At 35.4% G+C, this 17,101-nt stretch carries 25 protein-coding genes; 13 read left to right on the top strand and 12 right to left on the bottom strand.

The window, feature by feature from the left end; all coding sequences use genetic code 11:
• Positions 1–328: 328 nt before the first annotated feature.
• The 5 genes from MHH66_RS23990 (at position 329) to MHH66_RS23970 (ending at position 3,155) form a co-directional block, all read left to right on the top strand.
• The gene (locus tag MHH66_RS23990; protein ID WP_002015754.1) at positions 329–994 is read left to right on the top strand and encodes a PspA/IM30 family protein; all 666 of its coding nucleotides are present in this window, start codon (positions 329–331) and stop codon (positions 992–994) included.
• 80 nt (positions 995–1,074) lie between these two features.
• Positions 1,075–1,479: a DUF350 domain-containing protein gene (locus MHH66_RS23985; RefSeq protein WP_061674546.1), complete on the top strand. Its 405-nt coding sequence runs from the start codon at positions 1,075–1,077 to the stop codon at positions 1,477–1,479.
• 21 nt (positions 1,480–1,500) lie between these two features.
• Positions 1,501–2,007, top strand: coding sequence for a DUF4178 domain-containing protein (locus tag MHH66_RS23980; protein WP_002015752.1), 507 nt, complete (start codon positions 1,501–1,503; stop codon positions 2,005–2,007).
• A 13-nt stretch (positions 2,008–2,020) separates the two neighbouring features.
• Positions 2,021–2,839 (top strand): DUF4247 domain-containing protein, encoded by an 819-nt coding sequence (locus MHH66_RS23975; RefSeq protein ID WP_078184691.1) that lies wholly within the window; start codon positions 2,021–2,023, stop codon positions 2,837–2,839.
• Positions 2,840–2,936: 97 nt separating this feature from the next.
• Positions 2,937–3,155 (top strand): hypothetical protein, encoded by a 219-nt coding sequence (locus MHH66_RS23970; RefSeq protein ID WP_078184690.1) that lies wholly within the window; start codon positions 2,937–2,939, stop codon positions 3,153–3,155.
• 138 nt (positions 3,156–3,293) lie between these two features.
• On the opposite strand, the gene MHH66_RS23965 is transcribed toward MHH66_RS23970, so the two are convergent.
• Positions 3,294–4,166 (bottom strand): YitT family protein, encoded by an 873-nt coding sequence (locus MHH66_RS23965; RefSeq protein WP_000738210.1) that lies wholly within the window; start codon positions 4,164–4,166, stop codon positions 3,294–3,296.
• Positions 4,167–4,368: 202 nt separating this feature from the next.
• Positions 4,369–5,403: a YdcF family protein gene (locus MHH66_RS23960; RefSeq protein WP_078184689.1), complete on the bottom strand. Its 1,035-nt coding sequence runs from the start codon at positions 5,401–5,403 to the stop codon at positions 4,369–4,371.
• Positions 5,404–6,115: 712 nt separating this feature from the next.
• Here MHH66_RS23960 and MHH66_RS23955 point away from each other — a divergent pair.
• Positions 6,116–6,349: a spore germination protein gene (locus MHH66_RS23955; protein ID WP_002015747.1), complete on the top strand. Its 234-nt coding sequence runs from the start codon at positions 6,116–6,118 to the stop codon at positions 6,347–6,349.
• 169 nt (positions 6,350–6,518) lie between these two features.
• Here MHH66_RS23955 and cydB read toward each other — a convergent pair whose 3' ends face one another.
• Together cydB and cydA are read right to left on the bottom strand one after the other, a co-directional pair.
• Positions 6,519–7,547 (bottom strand): cytochrome d ubiquinol oxidase subunit II, encoded by a 1,029-nt coding sequence (cydB, locus tag MHH66_RS23950; protein WP_002129586.1) that lies wholly within the window; start codon positions 7,545–7,547, stop codon positions 6,519–6,521.
• A complete protein-coding gene (gene cydA / locus MHH66_RS23945; protein WP_078184688.1) occupies positions 7,537–8,886 on the bottom strand; it encodes a cytochrome ubiquinol oxidase subunit I in 1,350 nt (449 codons plus the stop codon). The genes cydB and cydA overlap by 11 nt, the downstream gene beginning before the upstream one ends.
• 224 nt (positions 8,887–9,110) lie before the next feature.
• Between cydA and MHH66_RS23940 the strand changes: the two genes are divergently transcribed.
• The gene (locus MHH66_RS23940; protein ID WP_002015742.1) at positions 9,111–9,674 is read left to right on the top strand and encodes a beta-class carbonic anhydrase; all 564 of its coding nucleotides are present in this window, start codon (positions 9,111–9,113) and stop codon (positions 9,672–9,674) included.
• Here MHH66_RS23940 and yidD read toward each other — a convergent pair.
• A complete protein-coding gene (gene yidD, locus MHH66_RS23935; protein ID WP_002112460.1) occupies positions 9,671–9,907 on the bottom strand; it encodes a membrane protein insertion efficiency factor YidD in 237 nt (78 codons plus the stop codon). The genes MHH66_RS23940 and yidD overlap by 4 nt on opposite strands.
• 128 nt (positions 9,908–10,035) lie before the next feature.
• Between yidD and luxS the strand changes: the two genes are divergently transcribed.
• On the top strand, positions 10,036–10,509 hold the full coding sequence (gene luxS / locus MHH66_RS23930) for an S-ribosylhomocysteine lyase LuxS (protein ID WP_001141371.1): 474 nt from the start codon (positions 10,036–10,038) through the stop codon (positions 10,507–10,509).
• A 62-nt stretch (positions 10,510–10,571) separates the two neighbouring features.
• Here the strand turns inward: luxS and MHH66_RS23925 are convergent, their stop codons facing one another.
• Genes MHH66_RS23925 through ytzI form a run of 4 tightly spaced genes read right to left on the bottom strand, consistent with a single transcriptional unit; the run spans position 10,572 to position 11,456 of the window.
• Positions 10,572–10,796, bottom strand: a complete 225-nt coding sequence (locus MHH66_RS23925; RefSeq protein WP_078184687.1) for a YczI family protein — start codon at positions 10,794–10,796, stop codon at positions 10,572–10,574.
• 24 nt (positions 10,797–10,820) lie between these two features.
• Positions 10,821–11,051: a DUF3953 domain-containing protein gene (locus tag MHH66_RS23920; RefSeq protein ID WP_012261875.1), complete on the bottom strand. Its 231-nt coding sequence runs from the start codon at positions 11,049–11,051 to the stop codon at positions 10,821–10,823.
• Between the two features lie 14 nt (positions 11,052–11,065).
• Complete coding sequence (locus MHH66_RS23915; RefSeq protein WP_078184721.1) at positions 11,066–11,296, bottom strand: YczI family protein; 231 nt, start codon at positions 11,294–11,296, stop codon at positions 11,066–11,068.
• 10 nt (positions 11,297–11,306) lie between these two features.
• The gene (ytzI, locus tag MHH66_RS23910) at positions 11,307–11,456 is read right to left on the bottom strand and encodes a YtzI protein (protein WP_012261873.1); all 150 of its coding nucleotides are present in this window, start codon (positions 11,454–11,456) and stop codon (positions 11,307–11,309) included.
• An 83-nt stretch (positions 11,457–11,539) separates the two neighbouring features.
• On the opposite strand from ytzI, the gene MHH66_RS23905 reads away from it, so the two are divergent.
• From MHH66_RS23905 to MHH66_RS23895, 3 genes are all read left to right on the top strand, one after another.
• A complete protein-coding gene (locus tag MHH66_RS23905; protein ID WP_002089150.1) occupies positions 11,540–11,857 on the top strand; it encodes a hypothetical protein in 318 nt (105 codons plus the stop codon).
• Positions 11,858–11,941: 84 nt separating this feature from the next.
• Entirely contained in the window at positions 11,942–12,421 is a 480-nt protein-coding gene (gene mutTA / locus MHH66_RS23900; protein WP_002015736.1) for an antimutator 8-oxo-(dGTP/GTP)ase, read from the top strand.
• Positions 12,422–12,534: 113 nt separating this feature from the next.
• Entirely contained in the window at positions 12,535–13,071 is a 537-nt protein-coding gene (locus tag MHH66_RS23895; protein ID WP_078184686.1) for a DUF3267 domain-containing protein, read from the top strand.
• An 89-nt stretch (positions 13,072–13,160) separates the two neighbouring features.
• Here MHH66_RS23895 and MHH66_RS23890 read toward each other — a convergent pair whose 3' ends face one another.
• Positions 13,161–13,835 carry an HAD family hydrolase gene (locus tag MHH66_RS23890; RefSeq protein WP_078184685.1) on the bottom strand — a complete coding sequence of 225 codons (675 nt, stop codon included), beginning with the start codon at positions 13,833–13,835 and terminating at the stop codon, positions 13,161–13,163.
• A 93-nt stretch (positions 13,836–13,928) separates the two neighbouring features.
• Between MHH66_RS23890 and MHH66_RS23885 the strand changes: the two genes are divergently transcribed.
• Together MHH66_RS23885 and MHH66_RS23880 are read left to right on the top strand one after the other, a co-directional pair.
• Positions 13,929–15,047 carry a hypothetical protein gene (locus tag MHH66_RS23885; RefSeq protein WP_078184684.1) on the top strand — a complete coding sequence of 373 codons (1,119 nt, stop codon included), beginning with the start codon at positions 13,929–13,931 and terminating at the stop codon, positions 15,045–15,047.
• Between the two features lie 226 nt (positions 15,048–15,273).
• A complete protein-coding gene (locus tag MHH66_RS23880; protein WP_002129567.1) occupies positions 15,274–15,501 on the top strand; it encodes a hypothetical protein in 228 nt (75 codons plus the stop codon).
• A 34-nt stretch (positions 15,502–15,535) separates the two neighbouring features.
• Here the strand turns inward: MHH66_RS23880 and MHH66_RS23875 are convergent, their stop codons facing one another.
• Positions 15,536–16,342: an ABC transporter permease gene (locus MHH66_RS23875; protein WP_033709532.1), complete on the bottom strand. Its 807-nt coding sequence runs from the start codon at positions 16,340–16,342 to the stop codon at positions 15,536–15,538.
• Positions 16,335–17,099 (bottom strand): ABC transporter ATP-binding protein, encoded by a 765-nt coding sequence (locus tag MHH66_RS23870; protein ID WP_002034467.1) that lies wholly within the window; start codon positions 17,097–17,099, stop codon positions 16,335–16,337. Before MHH66_RS23870 ends, MHH66_RS23875 begins: the two co-directional genes overlap by 8 nt.
• Positions 17,100–17,101 lie beyond the last annotated feature (2 nt).

The raw sequence follows: 17,101 nt of genomic DNA, 5'->3' as shown, positions 1-17,101 counted from the left end.
GTTGCTTCTGGTATTAGTGTATAAGAAATGTTGAAACGTAACTATCGAGTTAGCTTACAGTAACATTACAATTATGTAATTTAGTGAAATCGCGCAAAAATAAGTTGATTTTGGAGGCAGAAATAATAAGGATATAGTAGGAATACAATATTCTATATGGAATGTCATATTATATTAGCTGTATTTTGGAAATAACATGTAAGGACATCTTAGTTTTGTTATAATAAACACATAGGTTGTAAAAATGAATATTCTTACTGAAAAGGGAGATTTTTAATTTTCCAAGTAGTGAATTTGAAATATGAGGTATATCATAGGAGGAATTTGGATGTCTGTATTTAAACGATTAAGAGATTTAACAATGTCGAATGTGTATTCATTAATTGAAAAAGCTGAAGATCCAGTTAAGATGACGGATCAATATTTACGCGATATGCAAGCGGATGTACAAGAAGCTGAGAAAAGTGTAGCGGCTCAAATCGCGCTTGAGAAGAAATTCAAAATATTATTTGAAGAGCAAGAAGCACTTGTGAAAAAACGTGAAGAGCAAGCTCATATGGCTGTTCAAGCTAGCAACTTAGATCTTGCGCGCCGTGCTTTAGAAGAAAAACAAAATGCAGAGCAAAAGATGAATGAGTATAAAGCGAGCTATGAGCAAAACAAAGCTGCTGCTGATAACCTTCGCCTTAAGCTAGAAGAAATGCGTAAACAATTAACAGAGCTGAAAAATAAGCGTGAAACACTTGTAGCACGTGTAAATGCAGCGAAAGCACAAAAGAATATTAATCAGGCGATGTCTGGATTCGATTCAAATTCAGCAAAAGCTGGTTTAAGCCGTATGGAAGAGAAAGCACTTCAATTAGAGGCTGAAGCAGAAGCAAGCGGTGAAATTTACAAGAAAGAAAAGTCGTTAGATGATGAATTTGCAAGCTTAAACAAAAATTCTGTTGTTGACGATGAATTAGCTCGTATTATGAAGCAGTACGAGAAATAATATAGAATAGACAAAGAAACCGACATGTCTGAAGAGGATTCATGTCGGTTTTCTATTACTATTTTAGAGGAGGTTTTGTAATGACGTGGATGAATGTTTTAGCTATGCTTGTATGGACTGGAGCGAGTGCGGTACTTTTATTTGCAATTATGTGGGTTGATTCGATTTTTACAAAATACAATGATTTAAAAGAAATGAAAAATGGAAATACAGCAGTGACAACGCGTTTCGTTATGAAATTATTTGCGCAAGGGTACATTTTATCTCAATCTATAACGAAAGCGAATGACTTATGGCAAGCGCTTCTTGCCTCAGCAGTTTCATTCGTTATTTTATTAATTGTAGAAATGTTCATTGAGTTTGTGTTAAAGAAAGTGTCTGGTTTAGATTTAGAAGAAGGAACGAAAGAAGGCAGCGTAGCACATGCGTTGTTAGCTGGTTCATTACATATCGTTGGTGCACTTATTTTAGGTGCTTGTTTATAAAGAGAAAAGGAGGGGTAGATTGTGAGTTTATTTAAACGTATTAAAAATATAATGAAGAGTCCGGAGCCGCCGAAGCCAGAAAAGAGTCTTTTAACGTTGGCTCCTGGCGATATGATTGAAGTCTCGTTAGTCATGTACGAATTAACTGGGAAAACGAGCATGCATTCTCGCAAGGAGATTATTTTAACTTTGCAGGATGGGAAAGATATTCGTTATTTGAAAATTGAAGACCGTGAAAATACGTATTACAAATTGTATACACCGATTGATGGTCGTTTAGATTCAATCGATGAAATTCCGACGACGATTGAAATGGATGATATAGAGTATCATATGGAAGAACAATATAATGGACGTGTTGTTGTTATGGGGAAAACACCATTCGCTGCTTCAGAAGAACAGTACGTATGGGAATTCCAATCTGATAACCGCAAATTATTACGTGTTGAATGGCAAAATGGTCGCACAATGATGTATGAGGGAGAAGTAATTATTCCTGCTGATGTACAAATCATAAGAGCAACATAAGGGGGGCGTAATCATGTCAAACCGATTGTTTACCATGATTAAATCGTTCGTGATCCCTATACTTGCTATCGTTACATTACTTGTTATTGCCGGTTATGCTTTATCGGGCTGTCAAAGTGGTCAGGCGAAGTCAATTCAGGACCGTTACCCACTAGAGTCTGTCGCAAAGGATGGTAAACAAGAATCTTACGTGTATAGGGCCGCCAATCGGTCGGTTCCTGAAGTTGCAAAGGAACTTATAGCCGAAAGGAAACCGAAGCAAGCATCTAAAGAAGACGAAAATCAAATGTTCCTCGTTTATTCTGATAAAATGTATAATTTACAAAAGGATAAAGAGAAACCATCTGATACGTTAATTGAAATAAGCAATGAAGAATTTGTCCGTCAAAATTACCAACCATCCTTCTTACAAGGATATATTATGGGGAGTATATTAAACGATATATTCGGTTCACGCAAATCATCATACGGTGATTATCGCGGATATAATGACAGACAAAATCATAAACCGTTGATCCCGGAAAGACCACCTACGAAAGAGGAAAAGAAAACCCCGCCTCCAATTACGAAGGAAGGGAAAGGATCTATTATTAAGCGAGGCGATAATGTAGATCCGAAATCATCTGTAGGTGATAAAGGAAGTATTACGGAAAAAGGAAGTAAAACGACGCCACCGCCTTCTACCGGAAGCAAAGGAAAAATTACGAAAAACCCGGGTGGCTCGAGTGGATCTGATGTGAAGCCGAAATCATCCATTAAAAACCCACCAAAGAATACGTCGCCCCCGAAAACAAGGGTTGGCGGTTCAGGGAAAATTATGAAGAGAAGATAGTATAGAGACTGAAAAGTGAAATTTGCTTTTCGGTCTTTTTATTATGGGGATTAATTCCTTATAGCTGGTACAATTAAGTTATAAGGAGGAGATTATTATGACTATATATAAAAGGTTTAGTTTGATTATGTTCCTCGTCTTATTCCTCAGTTTGTTTATTAGCACAACGATGAAATTTCACTTTATAGTAGGTATTCTATGGATACTGTGTACATGTACTCTCTTTCTATATGTTCCGCTTCGCTTTCAGCATGAAGTGCCCGCCTTTCAAAAGTACGTCGATTGGATTAAAAGCGGGGGAAGATGGGGGGAGTAAAATATATCAACGGTTTTTCGATTATATCTATCGTAGCTCAAAATATATCAACGATTCGAAAAGGAATATCGATTTACCAACTTCATAATAAAAAGAGGCTGCACCAATATTTTGGCACACCCTCTTTTTTCATAATGATTAATGAATATCACGTTTCTTAAAGTTACCGCCTTTTACTTCAGCTACGTCATAAACTGTAATAAAGGCATTAGGATCGATTTCATTAATCAGGTCCTTCATTTTACTTTCTTCTAAACGGTTAATTACACAAGAAATTTCTTTGAATTTCTCTCTTGAATAACCACCGTATACTTCGTTATACGTTGCGCTTCGGCCTAAACGATCGCGAATTGTTTCTACCATTAATTCAGGCTCTTTCGTGATGATTTTAAATGTTTTCGAACCACTTAAACCAACTTCAACGATATGAATCACTTTCGAAGCGATAAAGTAAGCAATTGCCGAAAGGATAGCCCCTTGAAGACCAAATACTGTTGAAACAAAAATAAAGACAAACATATTTAAGAATAAAATAAGGTCACTTGTTCCAAAAGGTAACTTACGAGAAAGTAATACAGCTAGCATATCGATTCCATCTAATGCGCCGCCGTTACGTAAGGCTAGTCCCATACCGAAACCGATAATAATACCACCAACAACTGTAACGAGTAGTGTATCGCCTTCAATAATAGTTGGTATTCCGTGCATGACAACGGTACCTATTGCTAATGAAGCAATCCCGATGATGGAATAAATTGCAAAGCTTTTACCGATTTGTTTATATCCTAACCAAACGAAAGGAATGTTAATAACTGCGATTAGAGCTCCTAATGGCAATCCAAATAATCTTGAACTAACGATACTTAAACCAGTCACACCACCGTCGGATACGTTATTTGGAATTAAGACAGCTTCTAATCCGTACGCTGTGATAAATGCCCCAATAATAATCATCAAAGCTTTTGAAGCAATTTTTAGCTTATTGGGCTTACTCTTGATCATTTTTTTCATATAATTTCCTCGTTTCAAACTAGTTTCTTTTTCTTACATGTTTGCTAATCAGTTCGATTCATGCCTAACAACCATTTTAACATTATATTTGAAAAAATTCTCCTTTAATGGATGTATGCAGGGAATATTATCACCATAGTACCATTAAAATATTTTTGAAATTCGTATAAGAAATCCCATCCTTTTAAAGGATGGGATTTTGTTAAGAAAATATAAAACTAACGACTGTTAGGAATAAAGCGAAACCTAAAATAGTTCCACATATTTTCATATGGCGCTTACGCCCCATAACGACAATTGCGACATATTCGCGAATCATTGCATTAGGCCAGTAATAAAAGGCTGTTTTTGATCCGATTCCTTGGCTATTAAGACCAGCTTGTCTTGCATATATGCCAGCACGGAAAAGATGGAAATTATTCGTTGTAAAAATACTTTTATACTTACCTTCTGGTTTTAAAGAATCCATAATTTCTTTAGAGAACGACATGTTTTGATATGTGTTTACAGAACGATTTTCTTGTACCGTATGTTCAAGCGGAATGCCTTTTTCAACAGCATAATTTTGCATCGCTTCTGCTTCCGGAAGACCTTCATCAGGCCCTTGCCCACCAGAGAAAATGATTGTTGGTGGTGTATTCACAGCGGATTGCTTCCAATAAAAGTCGATTGCTTTATTAATGCGACTTGCAAGTAAAGGTGGCACTTTGTCATTAATTAAGCCGCTACCAAGAACGATGATGAAATCTTGATTACGTCTCGGTCTATTGAATTGGTATAGAAAATAAGCGCTTAAGAAGTTAGATAAATGTATAAAGAAATACATAGTTATAAGAGAAATCGCAGCAAAAATAAATTGAAAATGTGCAGAGAATAAACTTGCTGGATTTATGATAGAGAGCATTATAAGGAATAAAATCCCTAAAGCTGCGATTAAAGTTAAAGAATTTGTGAAGCGTCGTCCTTCTCTCTGCATTAAAATTTTTGCATTAAGAAATAGTCCAAACATTAAAGCGACTATAGCAAAAGGTATCATTACAATTAACGCTAGTATAGGAATAAGAACGATAAAATGTAAATTGTTATTACCAGACGCATATGAGGCTATAGCACAAAAGAATAGAAATGAACAGAAAAAGGCATTAAATAAAAAGCCATTTATTATTTTCCGTGGATCTTTTAAGTAAGAGATAAGAAAAATAATAAACAATATAAGAGGAATAATTCCAAAATACATAAATATAATACACCTCAATTTTTATAATGTTTTATTGCATCCTTAATATTACATGATTTTGAAGATGTTGATAAAAAAATAACGATTTTGAATTTTCTCAACAACCGATATAGTTAAATATGGTAAAATATATTCAAAGTGATATGTTAAAAGTAAAATGGTTTAGAGGGTACTCTGTAGAGTGTCTTTTTCTTTGAAATATGTAATTTTGCATATTTTGTTCCTTTTTAATGAAAGAGGATTAAAATATAAATTGTGGATACATGCTATAAAGCAGAATTGTATACAAACATTAGCCTCTACTCTTTGTGTACCTAACAATCTTGTAACAATTCATGATTCTGTTTTCTAGTGTGTGTTTACGAAAAGCGGATGGGGTTTATATAAACAGGGGAAAGGGCGTCTTTTTAAAAGGCGCCTTTTTGTTGTTTAGTGTAGATAGTTATCACTGTTGATATAGTGGAAAATATCTATACTAAACATTAGGAATCTTCCGTATAAACATTATCAATTTACTATATATTCCAGCGATGTTAAGCTACATATGAAAGGCTTTCTTTTTCAAAATATTACCCCTAATAAATTTTTGGAAAAGTCAACTGTCTCCAAAATTGCCATTAATGCTTAGAGAAAAAGCACTCAATTTGAGTGCTTTTTTCTTATTCACACATGCTATTTTTTTAGGCGATTCTCATAGAATGGGAGTAACGAAATGAAAGTAGGTGATAAAATGCCAGCTATTGTGGAAGGGGTTATTATTGAGAACTGTAATGGGACAATTAACTTAGGTGATAAATATAACGTACATCCAATTGAAAAAACGAAAGCTTATAATGGATCGGGATCTTCAAATACCGGATTAAATGTGAGGACATTCAGTGGTATTAGTACGGCAGATGTAACGGATAACGATGTGTATGACCAAGTAATTCAATCTACGTTATAATTTTCATATGTAAAATTGCATAAAATGATGTGCTTGCCCTGTGATACAATTTAGTTGTGAGCTGTTAGTGATTCTTCTTTATCATAGTTGTTAGATTAGAAATGTAACATCTTATCGAAAATCATACGTAAAATAAAAAAGACACTTCGCTCGAAGTGTCTTTTTTATTTTAGTGATATCCTTTAGCAGAGTCTTTATGAATTTTATTTTTAAATATGCTGTAGCTCCAAAGCTGATATCCAATAACGATTGGTACCATGACGATTGCAACGAAGAACATAATTTTTAAGTTTAATTGACTACCAGCTGCGTTGTATAACGTTGTACTATAAGCGTCGTTAATACGTGATGGTAACATTCTCGGGAACATACCTGCAAAACCAGTTGTCATAAACATTGCGATTGTTAAGCAAACGAATGTGAATGCAAGGCCGATTTTATGTTTGTACACCATAATAAGTGTGAGTACACTCATTAACATTGCAAGTACTGGAAGAATGAATAGTACAGGATATTCCGTGAAGTTTTGGAATAAATTTGTACGATTTGCAGTTGCGACATAGAAGATAGCTAAAATGATAGCAGCTGCCATTGAAAATGGTCTTGCGATTTTATAAGCACGATCAGATACTTCGCCAGTTGTTTTAATCATAATCCAAAGGGCACCAGATACGACGAATATAGCAGTGAAGAAAAGACCACCTAAAATACCATAATGGTTTAGTAAGCTAAGTAAAGTTCCTTCATAACCATCTTTTCCGATTTGCAGCCCGTAATATAGGTTAGCGAATGTAACGCCGAATAAGAAGGCGATTAGGAAACTACCAATTGTAAATGCCCATTTACAAGTTTTTTGCCAAATTGGTGAATCGTCTTTATGCATAAATTCAAGTCCAGCGGCACGAGCAAATAGTGCAAGTAATACTAAAAACAGTGGTGTATATAGGTAACTAAACATATTTGCATATGTGACTGGAAAGGCAGCAAATGTTGCACCACCAGCTGTAATTAACCATACTTCATTACCACCCCAGAACGGGCCGATAGCTTCTTGTAATTGATTTCGTTCTTGTCGGTCTTTCGCAACGAATGGGAAAATCATTCCGTTACCGAGTGCGTATCCATCAAGAATGAAGTAAACTGTCCAAATTACGCCCCATAAACCGAACCAGATGATTGCAAGCATATCATGAGACATGAGCTGTACCTCCTTCAGTAGCAGGTTCTTCTAATACAGCGGGTCCTTTTTTCGCGAACTTCAGCATTAAGTATACGTCTGCAATTAAGAGTAAAGTGTAGAACAATATTAAACTAATTAATGAGAACCAAATTTGTGGAACTGATATAGGTGACACGGATTCTGCTGTACGCATTAGTTTATAAACTGTCCACGGTTGACGACCTACTTCAGCGACAATCCAGCCAGCGTTAATTGCGATATATGGAAGTAAAACAGACCACATTGTAATTTTTAAATAGCGTTTTGAGTTTTCTAGCTTTCCTTTACGGTTTAAATAGAAACCGTACCAAGTTAATGCCATAAAGAACATGCCAAGTGCAACCATTAAGCGGAAGCTATAGTACACGAGGTTAACATTTGGACGATCTTCTTTCGGAATATCTTTTAAACCAACAATTTCTCCATCAAATGAGTTTGTATAGAAGAAACTGCCGAGTTTTGGAATTGTAAGTAGTTCAAAGTTCTTTTCATTTTTTACATCAGGAATTTGAATGATTGAGAAACCTTGTCCTTTTCCAGTGTCCCAAACTGCTTCCATCGCAGCTCCTTTTGCTGGTTGATACTTAGCCGCTGATACACCAGATTGATGGCCCATAAATGGTGTAATTGTTGCTGCGAATAACCCTAACATTAAACCAAACTTAAATGATTTTTTGAAGAATTCCACTTCATTTTTACATAGTAAGTGATATGCACTAATTGCCATAACGAAGAAAGCACCGACAATATAACAACCAATTACAGTATGGAAGAACATATTCCATGCATATGGATTTGTAACAAGTGCCCAGAAGTCATTTAATTCAGCGCGGCCGTTACGTACTACATACCCAACAGGATTTTGCATGAATCCGTTTGCAGTAATAATCCAAAGGGCAGAAATATTTGTTCCAAGTGCAACCATCCACATACAGAAAGCACGGAATTTTGGTGAGATTTTGTCTTTACCGAATAACCATATTCCCATGAAAGTAGATTCTAAGAAGAAGGCAACGAGTGCTTCGATTGCGAGAGGTGATCCGAAAATATCCCCCATATATTTGGAGTACTCAGACCAGTTTGTTCCAAATTGGAATTCCATCGTAATCCCAGTTATAATCCCCATTACGAAGTTAATTGTAAAAAGTTTTCCCCAGAAATTTGCCATTTTGCGGTATGTTGGATTCAATGTGCGGGCGTATTGAGTTTCCATACATGCTACTAAAATAACAAGTCCGATTGTCAAAGGTACAAATAAAAAGTGATAAAAAATAGTAATTGCAAATTGAAAACGACTTAGTAACAGAACGTCGGACATAATAAATATTCACTCCTTTTTTACATTATCTACAATCAGTTTATAGTGAAAAAACGTTTAAAGTATGTGAGACTTGTTACAAAGGTGTGTGTATATTTTGAAAGAATTATGTCGATTATCTGAAAATATCCTATTTTTACTATAAAGCAATATCCTTTTTGAGTTTTTCAAATTTTGGTACACTACATATGTAATGTAAATGAGAGAAAAGAGGGTTCTTTACTATGAAGTCATTAGAAGAGATTTTACAATACAATGAAAAATTCGTTGAAGAGAAAAAATACGAAGAGTATGAAACAGGAAAATTTCCAAATAAAAAAATGGTAATTATCTCTTGTATGGATACTCGTCTTGTTGAATTATTACCGAAAGCAATGAATATGCGTAACGGTGATGTGAAAATTATTAAAGTAGCAGGCGCTGTTATCTCACATCCATTCGGAAGTATTATGCGTAGTATTTTAGTCGCTGTATATGAGCTTGGAGCTGATGAAGTATGTGTTGTCGGTCATCATGATTGTGGTATGGCAAAAATTCAAGCAAGCAGTACAATTGAAAAAATGAAAGAGCGCGGCGTAACAGAAGAGAAATTAGATACACTTCGTTATTCTGGAATCGATTTAGAAAGATTCCTACAAGGGTTCTCTAGTGTAGAAGAAAGTGTAGAACATAGTGTGTCAATACTGCGCAACCATCCGTTACTTCCGGAAGAAGTACCTGTTCACGGTCTTGTTATAGATCCTGACACAGGAAAATTAGATTTAGTTGTGAATGGTTACGACAATTAAGAATTTACTTTGTCATCCTTTTTATCTGGGACAGGATCAAATCCTCCTGGATGGAAAGGGTGACATTTTAATATACGCTTACATGTAAGCCAAAATCCTTTGAAGGCACCGTGTTTTTGAAACGCTTCTAATCCATAATGAGAGCAAGTCGGATGAAAGCGGCACGTTGGCGGTGTCATCGGAGAAATGAACTTTTGATAAAAGCGTATAATACCGATAAAAATCTGTTTCATAATGGTCTCCTTTTCAGCATAGTCTTAAAGTATTATAGCACGACAGTACATAATACTTTACTAATGTGCATTTCCGTTATATCATATTGGATATAACGGAATTAAATTAAAAGCGGGAGAGATGTTGTATGCCATCAGTAGAAAGCTTTGAATTAGATCATACGATTGTAAAGGCACCTTATGTAAGACATTGCGGAGTTCACAACGTAGGTAGCGACGGTATTGTAAATAAATTCGATATTCGTTTTTGCCAACCGAATAAACAAGCAATGAAACCAGATGTTATTCATACGTTAGAACATTTATTAGCATTTAATTTACGTAAATATATTGATCGTTATCCGCATTTTGATATTATCGATATTTCACCAATGGGTTGCCAAACAGGATATTATCTTGTAGTAAGCGGAACACCGACGGTTCGAGAAATCATTGATTTATTAGAACTAACATTAAAAGATGCGGTTCAAATTACAGAAATTCCAGCTGCAAATGAAACACAATGTGGCCAAGCGAAGCTTCACGACTTAGAAGGAGCACAACGCTTAATGAACTTCTGGCTAAGCCAGGATAAAGATGAACTTGAAAAAGTATTTGGATAAAGAAAAACTGCCTGTGAAAGGGCAGTTTTTTTATTTTGTTAAGAGAAAACTTGCTCTTCTTTTTATGAAAGCATACTAGACACCCAAACATATAAAATAAAGGCAGAACCAAGAAAATAAACAAATGCTTTTGCTTTTTGCTGCTCTTTTATTTCATCGATTCCAAAAAGGATAAACATAATACTTAAAAGGATAAATACGAATGGTAAAAGCATAGGGAGGTTTGCAAAGAGGTTAAGTAGAGCGAGAATGAGGGCAATAGTAGCTATTATAATTCGAATGTTTATATAATCCTCCTTTAAATAAACAAATTAACGAAGTATTTCTGAGATACCTAGATATAAAACTGCTGCACCGACTAAAAAAACGAGTGTACTACTTACTTTTTTATGTTCCATCATTTCCTCTATACTTACAATGAAAGCCATACCGCCTAAAAAGATAAACATATAAGGCATAATTCCTCTATTTCCAGTAATAAAACCATAGATTGCTATAGATAAAGCGATAAGTGAAAAAGTAATTCGAACTCCTTTTAGCATAAAGAATCCTCCTTCTATTTTATGTATGTAATGATGAGAACAATCCAAGAGAATGCTCCAGCAACAATGCAAATAAATCCGGTTCCTGAATCCTTCTTTTTTATTTGCTCAATTGCGATGAGAAACATTAAAGCTCCTAATAGAAATTGTGAAAGTGGTAGAAAGTTATTTTGACCTGTATAGAGCCCAATTGCCGACATAATTATCACAGTGAGTGCGAATGCGATGCGAAGTATACGAAGCATACGAAGCATACTATGATTCCTCCTTATTATTTTTCGAGTAAGGGTTATCTTCGGGCTTATCAACAGAATGTTTATATGCGTAGCCTTTATTAATCGTCATAACGGAGAGTACTAATATGATCAGTACGATTATAATGCCGATAATTAATATTTTGAGCATGAAATCCCTCCTTTTCTTTATTTTACATAATTTTGTAATTGATGAAAACAATAGAAATTAAAAGGATGAAAGAAGGGTGTTACATGGAGAATAAAAAAACATATTATATATCAGTTGGAAATGGTCAAATTTCGCAAGTGAAGACGGCGGATACGTATAATTTTGAAATTTATGCAAATGACGAAGAGATTACGGAGTTAAGAGAGTATTTTGATCAAGCGTATGAAGAGGACTTAGGTTCGTATGTACGCTCCCACGTTCCATTCGTTGAGTATCATCACGATTCGAATAATGATCGATATGATGAACAACTACAAAAAGCATATAAAATGATTTATGATCTAGGGAATCATGAAACGAAAGAATTAGTCGCACAAATGGGAATAATCAATGGATTGTAATTGGATAATATTATGCAGAAAAGCGAGAATATGCTACAATTTGTGGTAGGAAAAACTTGTAATCATCAATAGGGGAGTAATGGCATGTACAAATTTAAAGATTATTACCACAACACTGTACAATTATCGTTTGAACGTTACCCATTTTCTCCTGAGCCAAAGCATGTTTGGGTTGTATGCCGGTACGGGGATCAATGGTTATTAACGCATCATTTACGCCGTGGTCTTGAATTTCCAGGTGGTAAAGTAGAACTCGGGGAAACACCGGAAGAAGCGGCAGTTCGAGAAGTTCATGAGGAAACCGGCGGCATAGTTTCTGATTTAACTTACTTAGGGCAATACAAAGTATCCGGAAAAGACAAAATAATCATTAAAAACATTTATTTTGCAACAATTAGTGCAGTAGAGCAACATACGCATTACGAAGAAACGAAAGGGTCTGTTTTATTAAAAGACATTCCTGATAATATTAAAACTGATAGAAAATTTAGCTTTATTATGCGCGATGATGTATTAGCGCGTACGATGAAACATATAGAAGAAATCGGCTGTTTTACGAAGTGAAATGGCCGGTTTCTTTTTTTATGTGTAAGAATGAATGTAAATACATCTTCATATTGTTTTAGACATATTATACAATTTTATAAAGGTATATTTACATTTTAGGAGGTGAAAAGGTGGATAACAGAAAAGAAACAACTGTCTCTGTTTCAATGGTTAAATTAAATGTTTATTCATTTTTTATAATATTCGCTCTGGCGATTGGAATTGGTTATTTACATGCGCTTTTTTCAGGCGAGTTTCAAATTGAAATTACATTGCCGATTATGTTTCTTTTGATTATTGGAATGATTATCCTCGTTTGTATTCATGAGGCAATACATTTAATTGGATTTCGTTATATCGGAGGTGTTCCGTGGAGTGAACTAAAATGGGGCGTCAATTGGAAATTAGGTGCTGCATATGCTCATTCTAAACAGGTGATTACAGTAAAGCAAATGAAGACAGTGTTAATGCTTCCGTTTTTACCAACTGGAATTTTACCAATTGTATTGGGATTAGCTATGAATTTGGAGCCACTCTCATTTTTAGGGATTCTACTAACAGCAGGTTGTATCGGTGACATTGCTTTATATAAAAAAGTTTCAAAATTTCCAGATGATGCGCTAGTTAAAGATCATCCGAGTAAACCGCAGTTTACAGTATATGAATAATAAAGGAAGAGGAGGCGTTTTTGAACAACGGCCTCCTCTTTTTGTCGGTAAATCGATATATTTCAAAAATCGCTGATATAATTTATTTACTATTGTATTGTTTTTACCTCCACCTCTAAAAACGAAAGCACCTCTAATAAATCATCCACGACACGTGAATGTTCAAAGTCACCCCAAAATGAATCTCTCTTCCAAACGCCAAGAATCCCTATTTGTTCAGAACCAAGCACATCATTTTCTGGATGGTCTCCAACGTAAAGGCATTCTTCTGCTTTTACGTTTAGTTTTTGTAAAGCCCGTTCGAAAATCTCAGGGTGAGGCTTTGTAATTCCTTCCGCTTCTGAAACAAGAATCGTGCTTGTATACGTATGTATGTTTAGTGCTCGAAGGTTGCTCATCTGAAATGTAGTAAAGCCGTTTGTAATAATACCAATTTTAATGTTTCGCTGTTTTAATTGTTGAAGTAGTTCATGCATGTTTTGGAAAGGAATACAATGATGTTGGAAGTTTGTAATGTAGTCGTGTAGCAGTTGCTCTTGCGTTAAAGTGGTAATGTTGTATTTGTAAAGGAGAGTGGAATATACCTTATCTTTCCACGTGTAACCATTATTGTCGAGTTCGAGAAAACGAGAGCAATACTCGAATTTTTTTATGTTTATCAAATGAAAGGCGAAGCGATTATATTGATCACGAATAAATTGCTCTAGAGATTGGCGACGATCTAATAGTGTTCCATCTAAGTCAAATAAGACTGCTCGAATCATGGGAAACCTCCATACAGCTTTTATAATTAATTATCGCATATTCGTTAAAAAATGATTATGATATTTTTGTAGAATGGAATAATGGAGGTGCGTATGAAGAAACTGTATGGCAAGTTAATGTGTTTTATGATTTCAATGGGCTTAGTAGCTGGATGTGATATGTCGGAGAAAACTTTGAAAAGAGAGAAAAAAGATGTGTGCGAAACGACAGAAGAATGCACACAAATAGGTGATAAAACACTTCAAAAAGTATATAAAAAGATAGATGGACTTTCAGAACTTGAAGTACTAGAGGATTATGATTTAGAAGGACATTCAAGTAACGATATGAAAGAAGCAGAAATGAAAAAAAAGGATGATGAAAATTATTTCTTTTTAGCTTCTTATTATATCGATGGTGATGAAATTGTAGATCCTTATTTCGATAAACTAGATCGCAAACGATTGAATAAGGCTTTTGCGGAGGATAAGGACGCGAAAGAAGAAGTATTAAAGCAACGTCAAGATAGGGATTATCATGAATCGTTATGGGAGATGTATAGCACGCTTATTCCTGCTAAGTATCGCACTGACATAAAAGAGTTTGATATGGTAACAGATGGATACGATGGAATTGTGGCTCATGTTATGCCGAGTATGGAGTATCCGAAAGAGTGGACCATTAGTTTAGATACGCTTGATTCTGCAGTAAATATCGATCAAGTGATGAAAACATTAATACATGAGACGGCTCACGTATTAACGCTGGGACATAAACAAATACCAGTAAATGAAAAGTACTTAAAGGCTTTTGAAGAAGATAAAGATATTTCATCATACCAAAATAAATGTAAATCTCTTTTCTTACAAGAAGGATGTGCGAAGGAGAGCTCTTATATAAATCAATTTTATAATTCTTTCTGGAAACCAATTGACCAGGAGTGGACAGAAAAGAAAGTGGAAGAAAGCGAAGAAGCTCAAATTGAATTTTTTAAGGAAAAGCATGGTGAGTTTGTTTCACTGTATGGGACGACAAATGTGGCAGAGGATATTGCGGATACATTTACAGCGTTTATTTTACAAGATTCAAAAAAGGTGAAAGAAGGAACAGAATTAAAATATAAAAAAATTATCTTCTTCTATCACTTCCCCGAGCTTGTAAAAATGAGAGCGGAAGTGTTAGCGGGATTATATGATGTTTCGAAAACGATAGAACAACCAAGTGGACACTAATGCGAATTATGTGTTCGATATATTTTAGCCAAGGGAAAACGTGAAGAATTATAGTTCTTTGCGTTTCTTCATGTTGATAAAATTGAAAATTCTGTCTTTTTTTAAAAAAGAAGAAGGAACTGAATCATTAAAATAGAATTAGTATAAAAACGTCACAAATTAGACACAATTATAATGCGCATAGTATAGGGGCTATAAGTTTACTCTCGAGGAGGTAATGAAACGTATGAAAACGATTCTTGCTGTTGCTGGTCTCATTTGGGTAATGTCTCACGGTTTTCCGATTTTTGAAGGGGAGCAAATTCGTAGTGCATTAAATAAAGAGTTTAATGATTATCATATTATTGATCGAAAAGATAATGTCGTTACGGTGCGTGTGAAAGATTGTTTCCATACAGTTACGGTTGCTAATGGGAATATTGCAGATGATTCGAAAATGTGTGATAAAAGGTAGAAGAAAGAAGCTGACTCTAGCATATCGCTCTAAGTCAGCTTTTTTTTCGTTTTCCAATAAGGAGTTTTTCAAATGCCTCGACAAATACATACATAAGAGTTGCGAGGACGCAAGTGAGCATTACACTGAGCAAGACGAGTGTGAAGTTAAAGACTTGGAATCCGTAGCTAATTAAATAGCCAAGTCCTTGTTTAGAAACGAGGAGTTCCCCGAAAATAACACCGACCCATGATAAGCCAACATTCACTTTTAACGTTGAAATAATTGCAGGGAAAGATGAAGGGAGAATAACGTGCTTATAGCATTGCCATTTATTTGCGCCAAATGTGTCCATGACCTTAATATAGTTGGAATCGACTTCTTGAAATGCGCTGTAAATAACGAGAATGGTAATGATGATGGAGATGATTACCCCCATTGCGATAGAGGATGAAATATTTGGACCGAAAATAACAATGATGATTGGACCGAGTGCAACTTTTGGCATTGCATTTAGGACGACGAGATAAGGATCAAGTACGCGGGCCAAAAGTGGCATCCACCAAAGGAGAGTAGCAATAATAGCTCCGAGTACAGTTCCGAGAATGAAGCCTACTCCTGTTTCAAGTAATGTCGTCCATATGTGGACCCAAAGTGAACCGTCAATCCATTTCGTTAAAAAGAGATCCCAAATACTTGAAGGAGAGCTAAAGAGTAAAGGATCAATCCATTCTTTTTTACTAGCTATTTCCCATATTGCAAAGAAAAGAACAAGAAGTACAAGTTGTAAAGAGCGAGCTAACCATGCATGTTGTCTTTCTTTTTTTCGAAACTGTTCATGTAGTTGTTTTATATTATCCAAGTCGTTCCAGCTCCTTCCATATTTCTTGGAAGAGGGATGGGAAGTCATGGTGGTGGCGTGCTTCTAACGGCGATAAGGAACGGATACTTTCTGGGACGATGAACGTTTTTGCGATTTTTCCAGGGTTCGCCTGCAGTAAATAAATACGATCACTCATCGCAATTGCTTCTTCAATATCATGTGTCACAAGTAGGGATGTTTTCTTATAGTTACGTAGTAATGTGAAGACGAGATCTTCTAGTTTTAATTTTGTTTGATAATCAAGAGCGGAAAATGGTTCATCTAACAATAAAATTTTTGGGTCGGTCGCTAATGTTCGAACGAGTGCAGCACGTTGGCGCATACCACCGGATAGTTCACGAGGGTATTGCTGTTCTATATCATATAGGCCGACTTGTTTTAAAAGCTTTAATGTATGTTCTTTCGTATTTTCATCATAAACCTTCCGAATATGAAGTCCGAGCATAATATTTTCTTCAATTGTTTTCCACGGAAACAAGTAATCTTGCTGGAGCATATAGCCCATAGAGGGGGTCTTAGTTGTAATCGGTTCACCATCTAAAAATACGATACCTTCAATTGGATCAAGTAGCCCTGCGATGATGGAGAGGAGCGTTGTTTTTCCGCAACCACTTGGACCAAGGATTGAAATAAATTCGCCTTCTTCTACTTGCAAACTCATATCTTCAAGAATAAGTTTGGCATTTTCTTTTGCAAAAAAGCAGTGAGAAACGTTACGTATTTGTAAAAAGCTCATAC

The organism is Bacillus sp. FSL H8-0492, from assembly GCF_038006145.1.
GTDB lineage: Bacteria > Bacillota > Bacilli > Bacillales > Bacillaceae_G > Bacillus_A > Bacillus_A mycoides.
The sequence above is the reverse complement of the archived record's forward strand: the minus strand, read 5'-3'. Positions and strand labels throughout refer to the sequence as shown.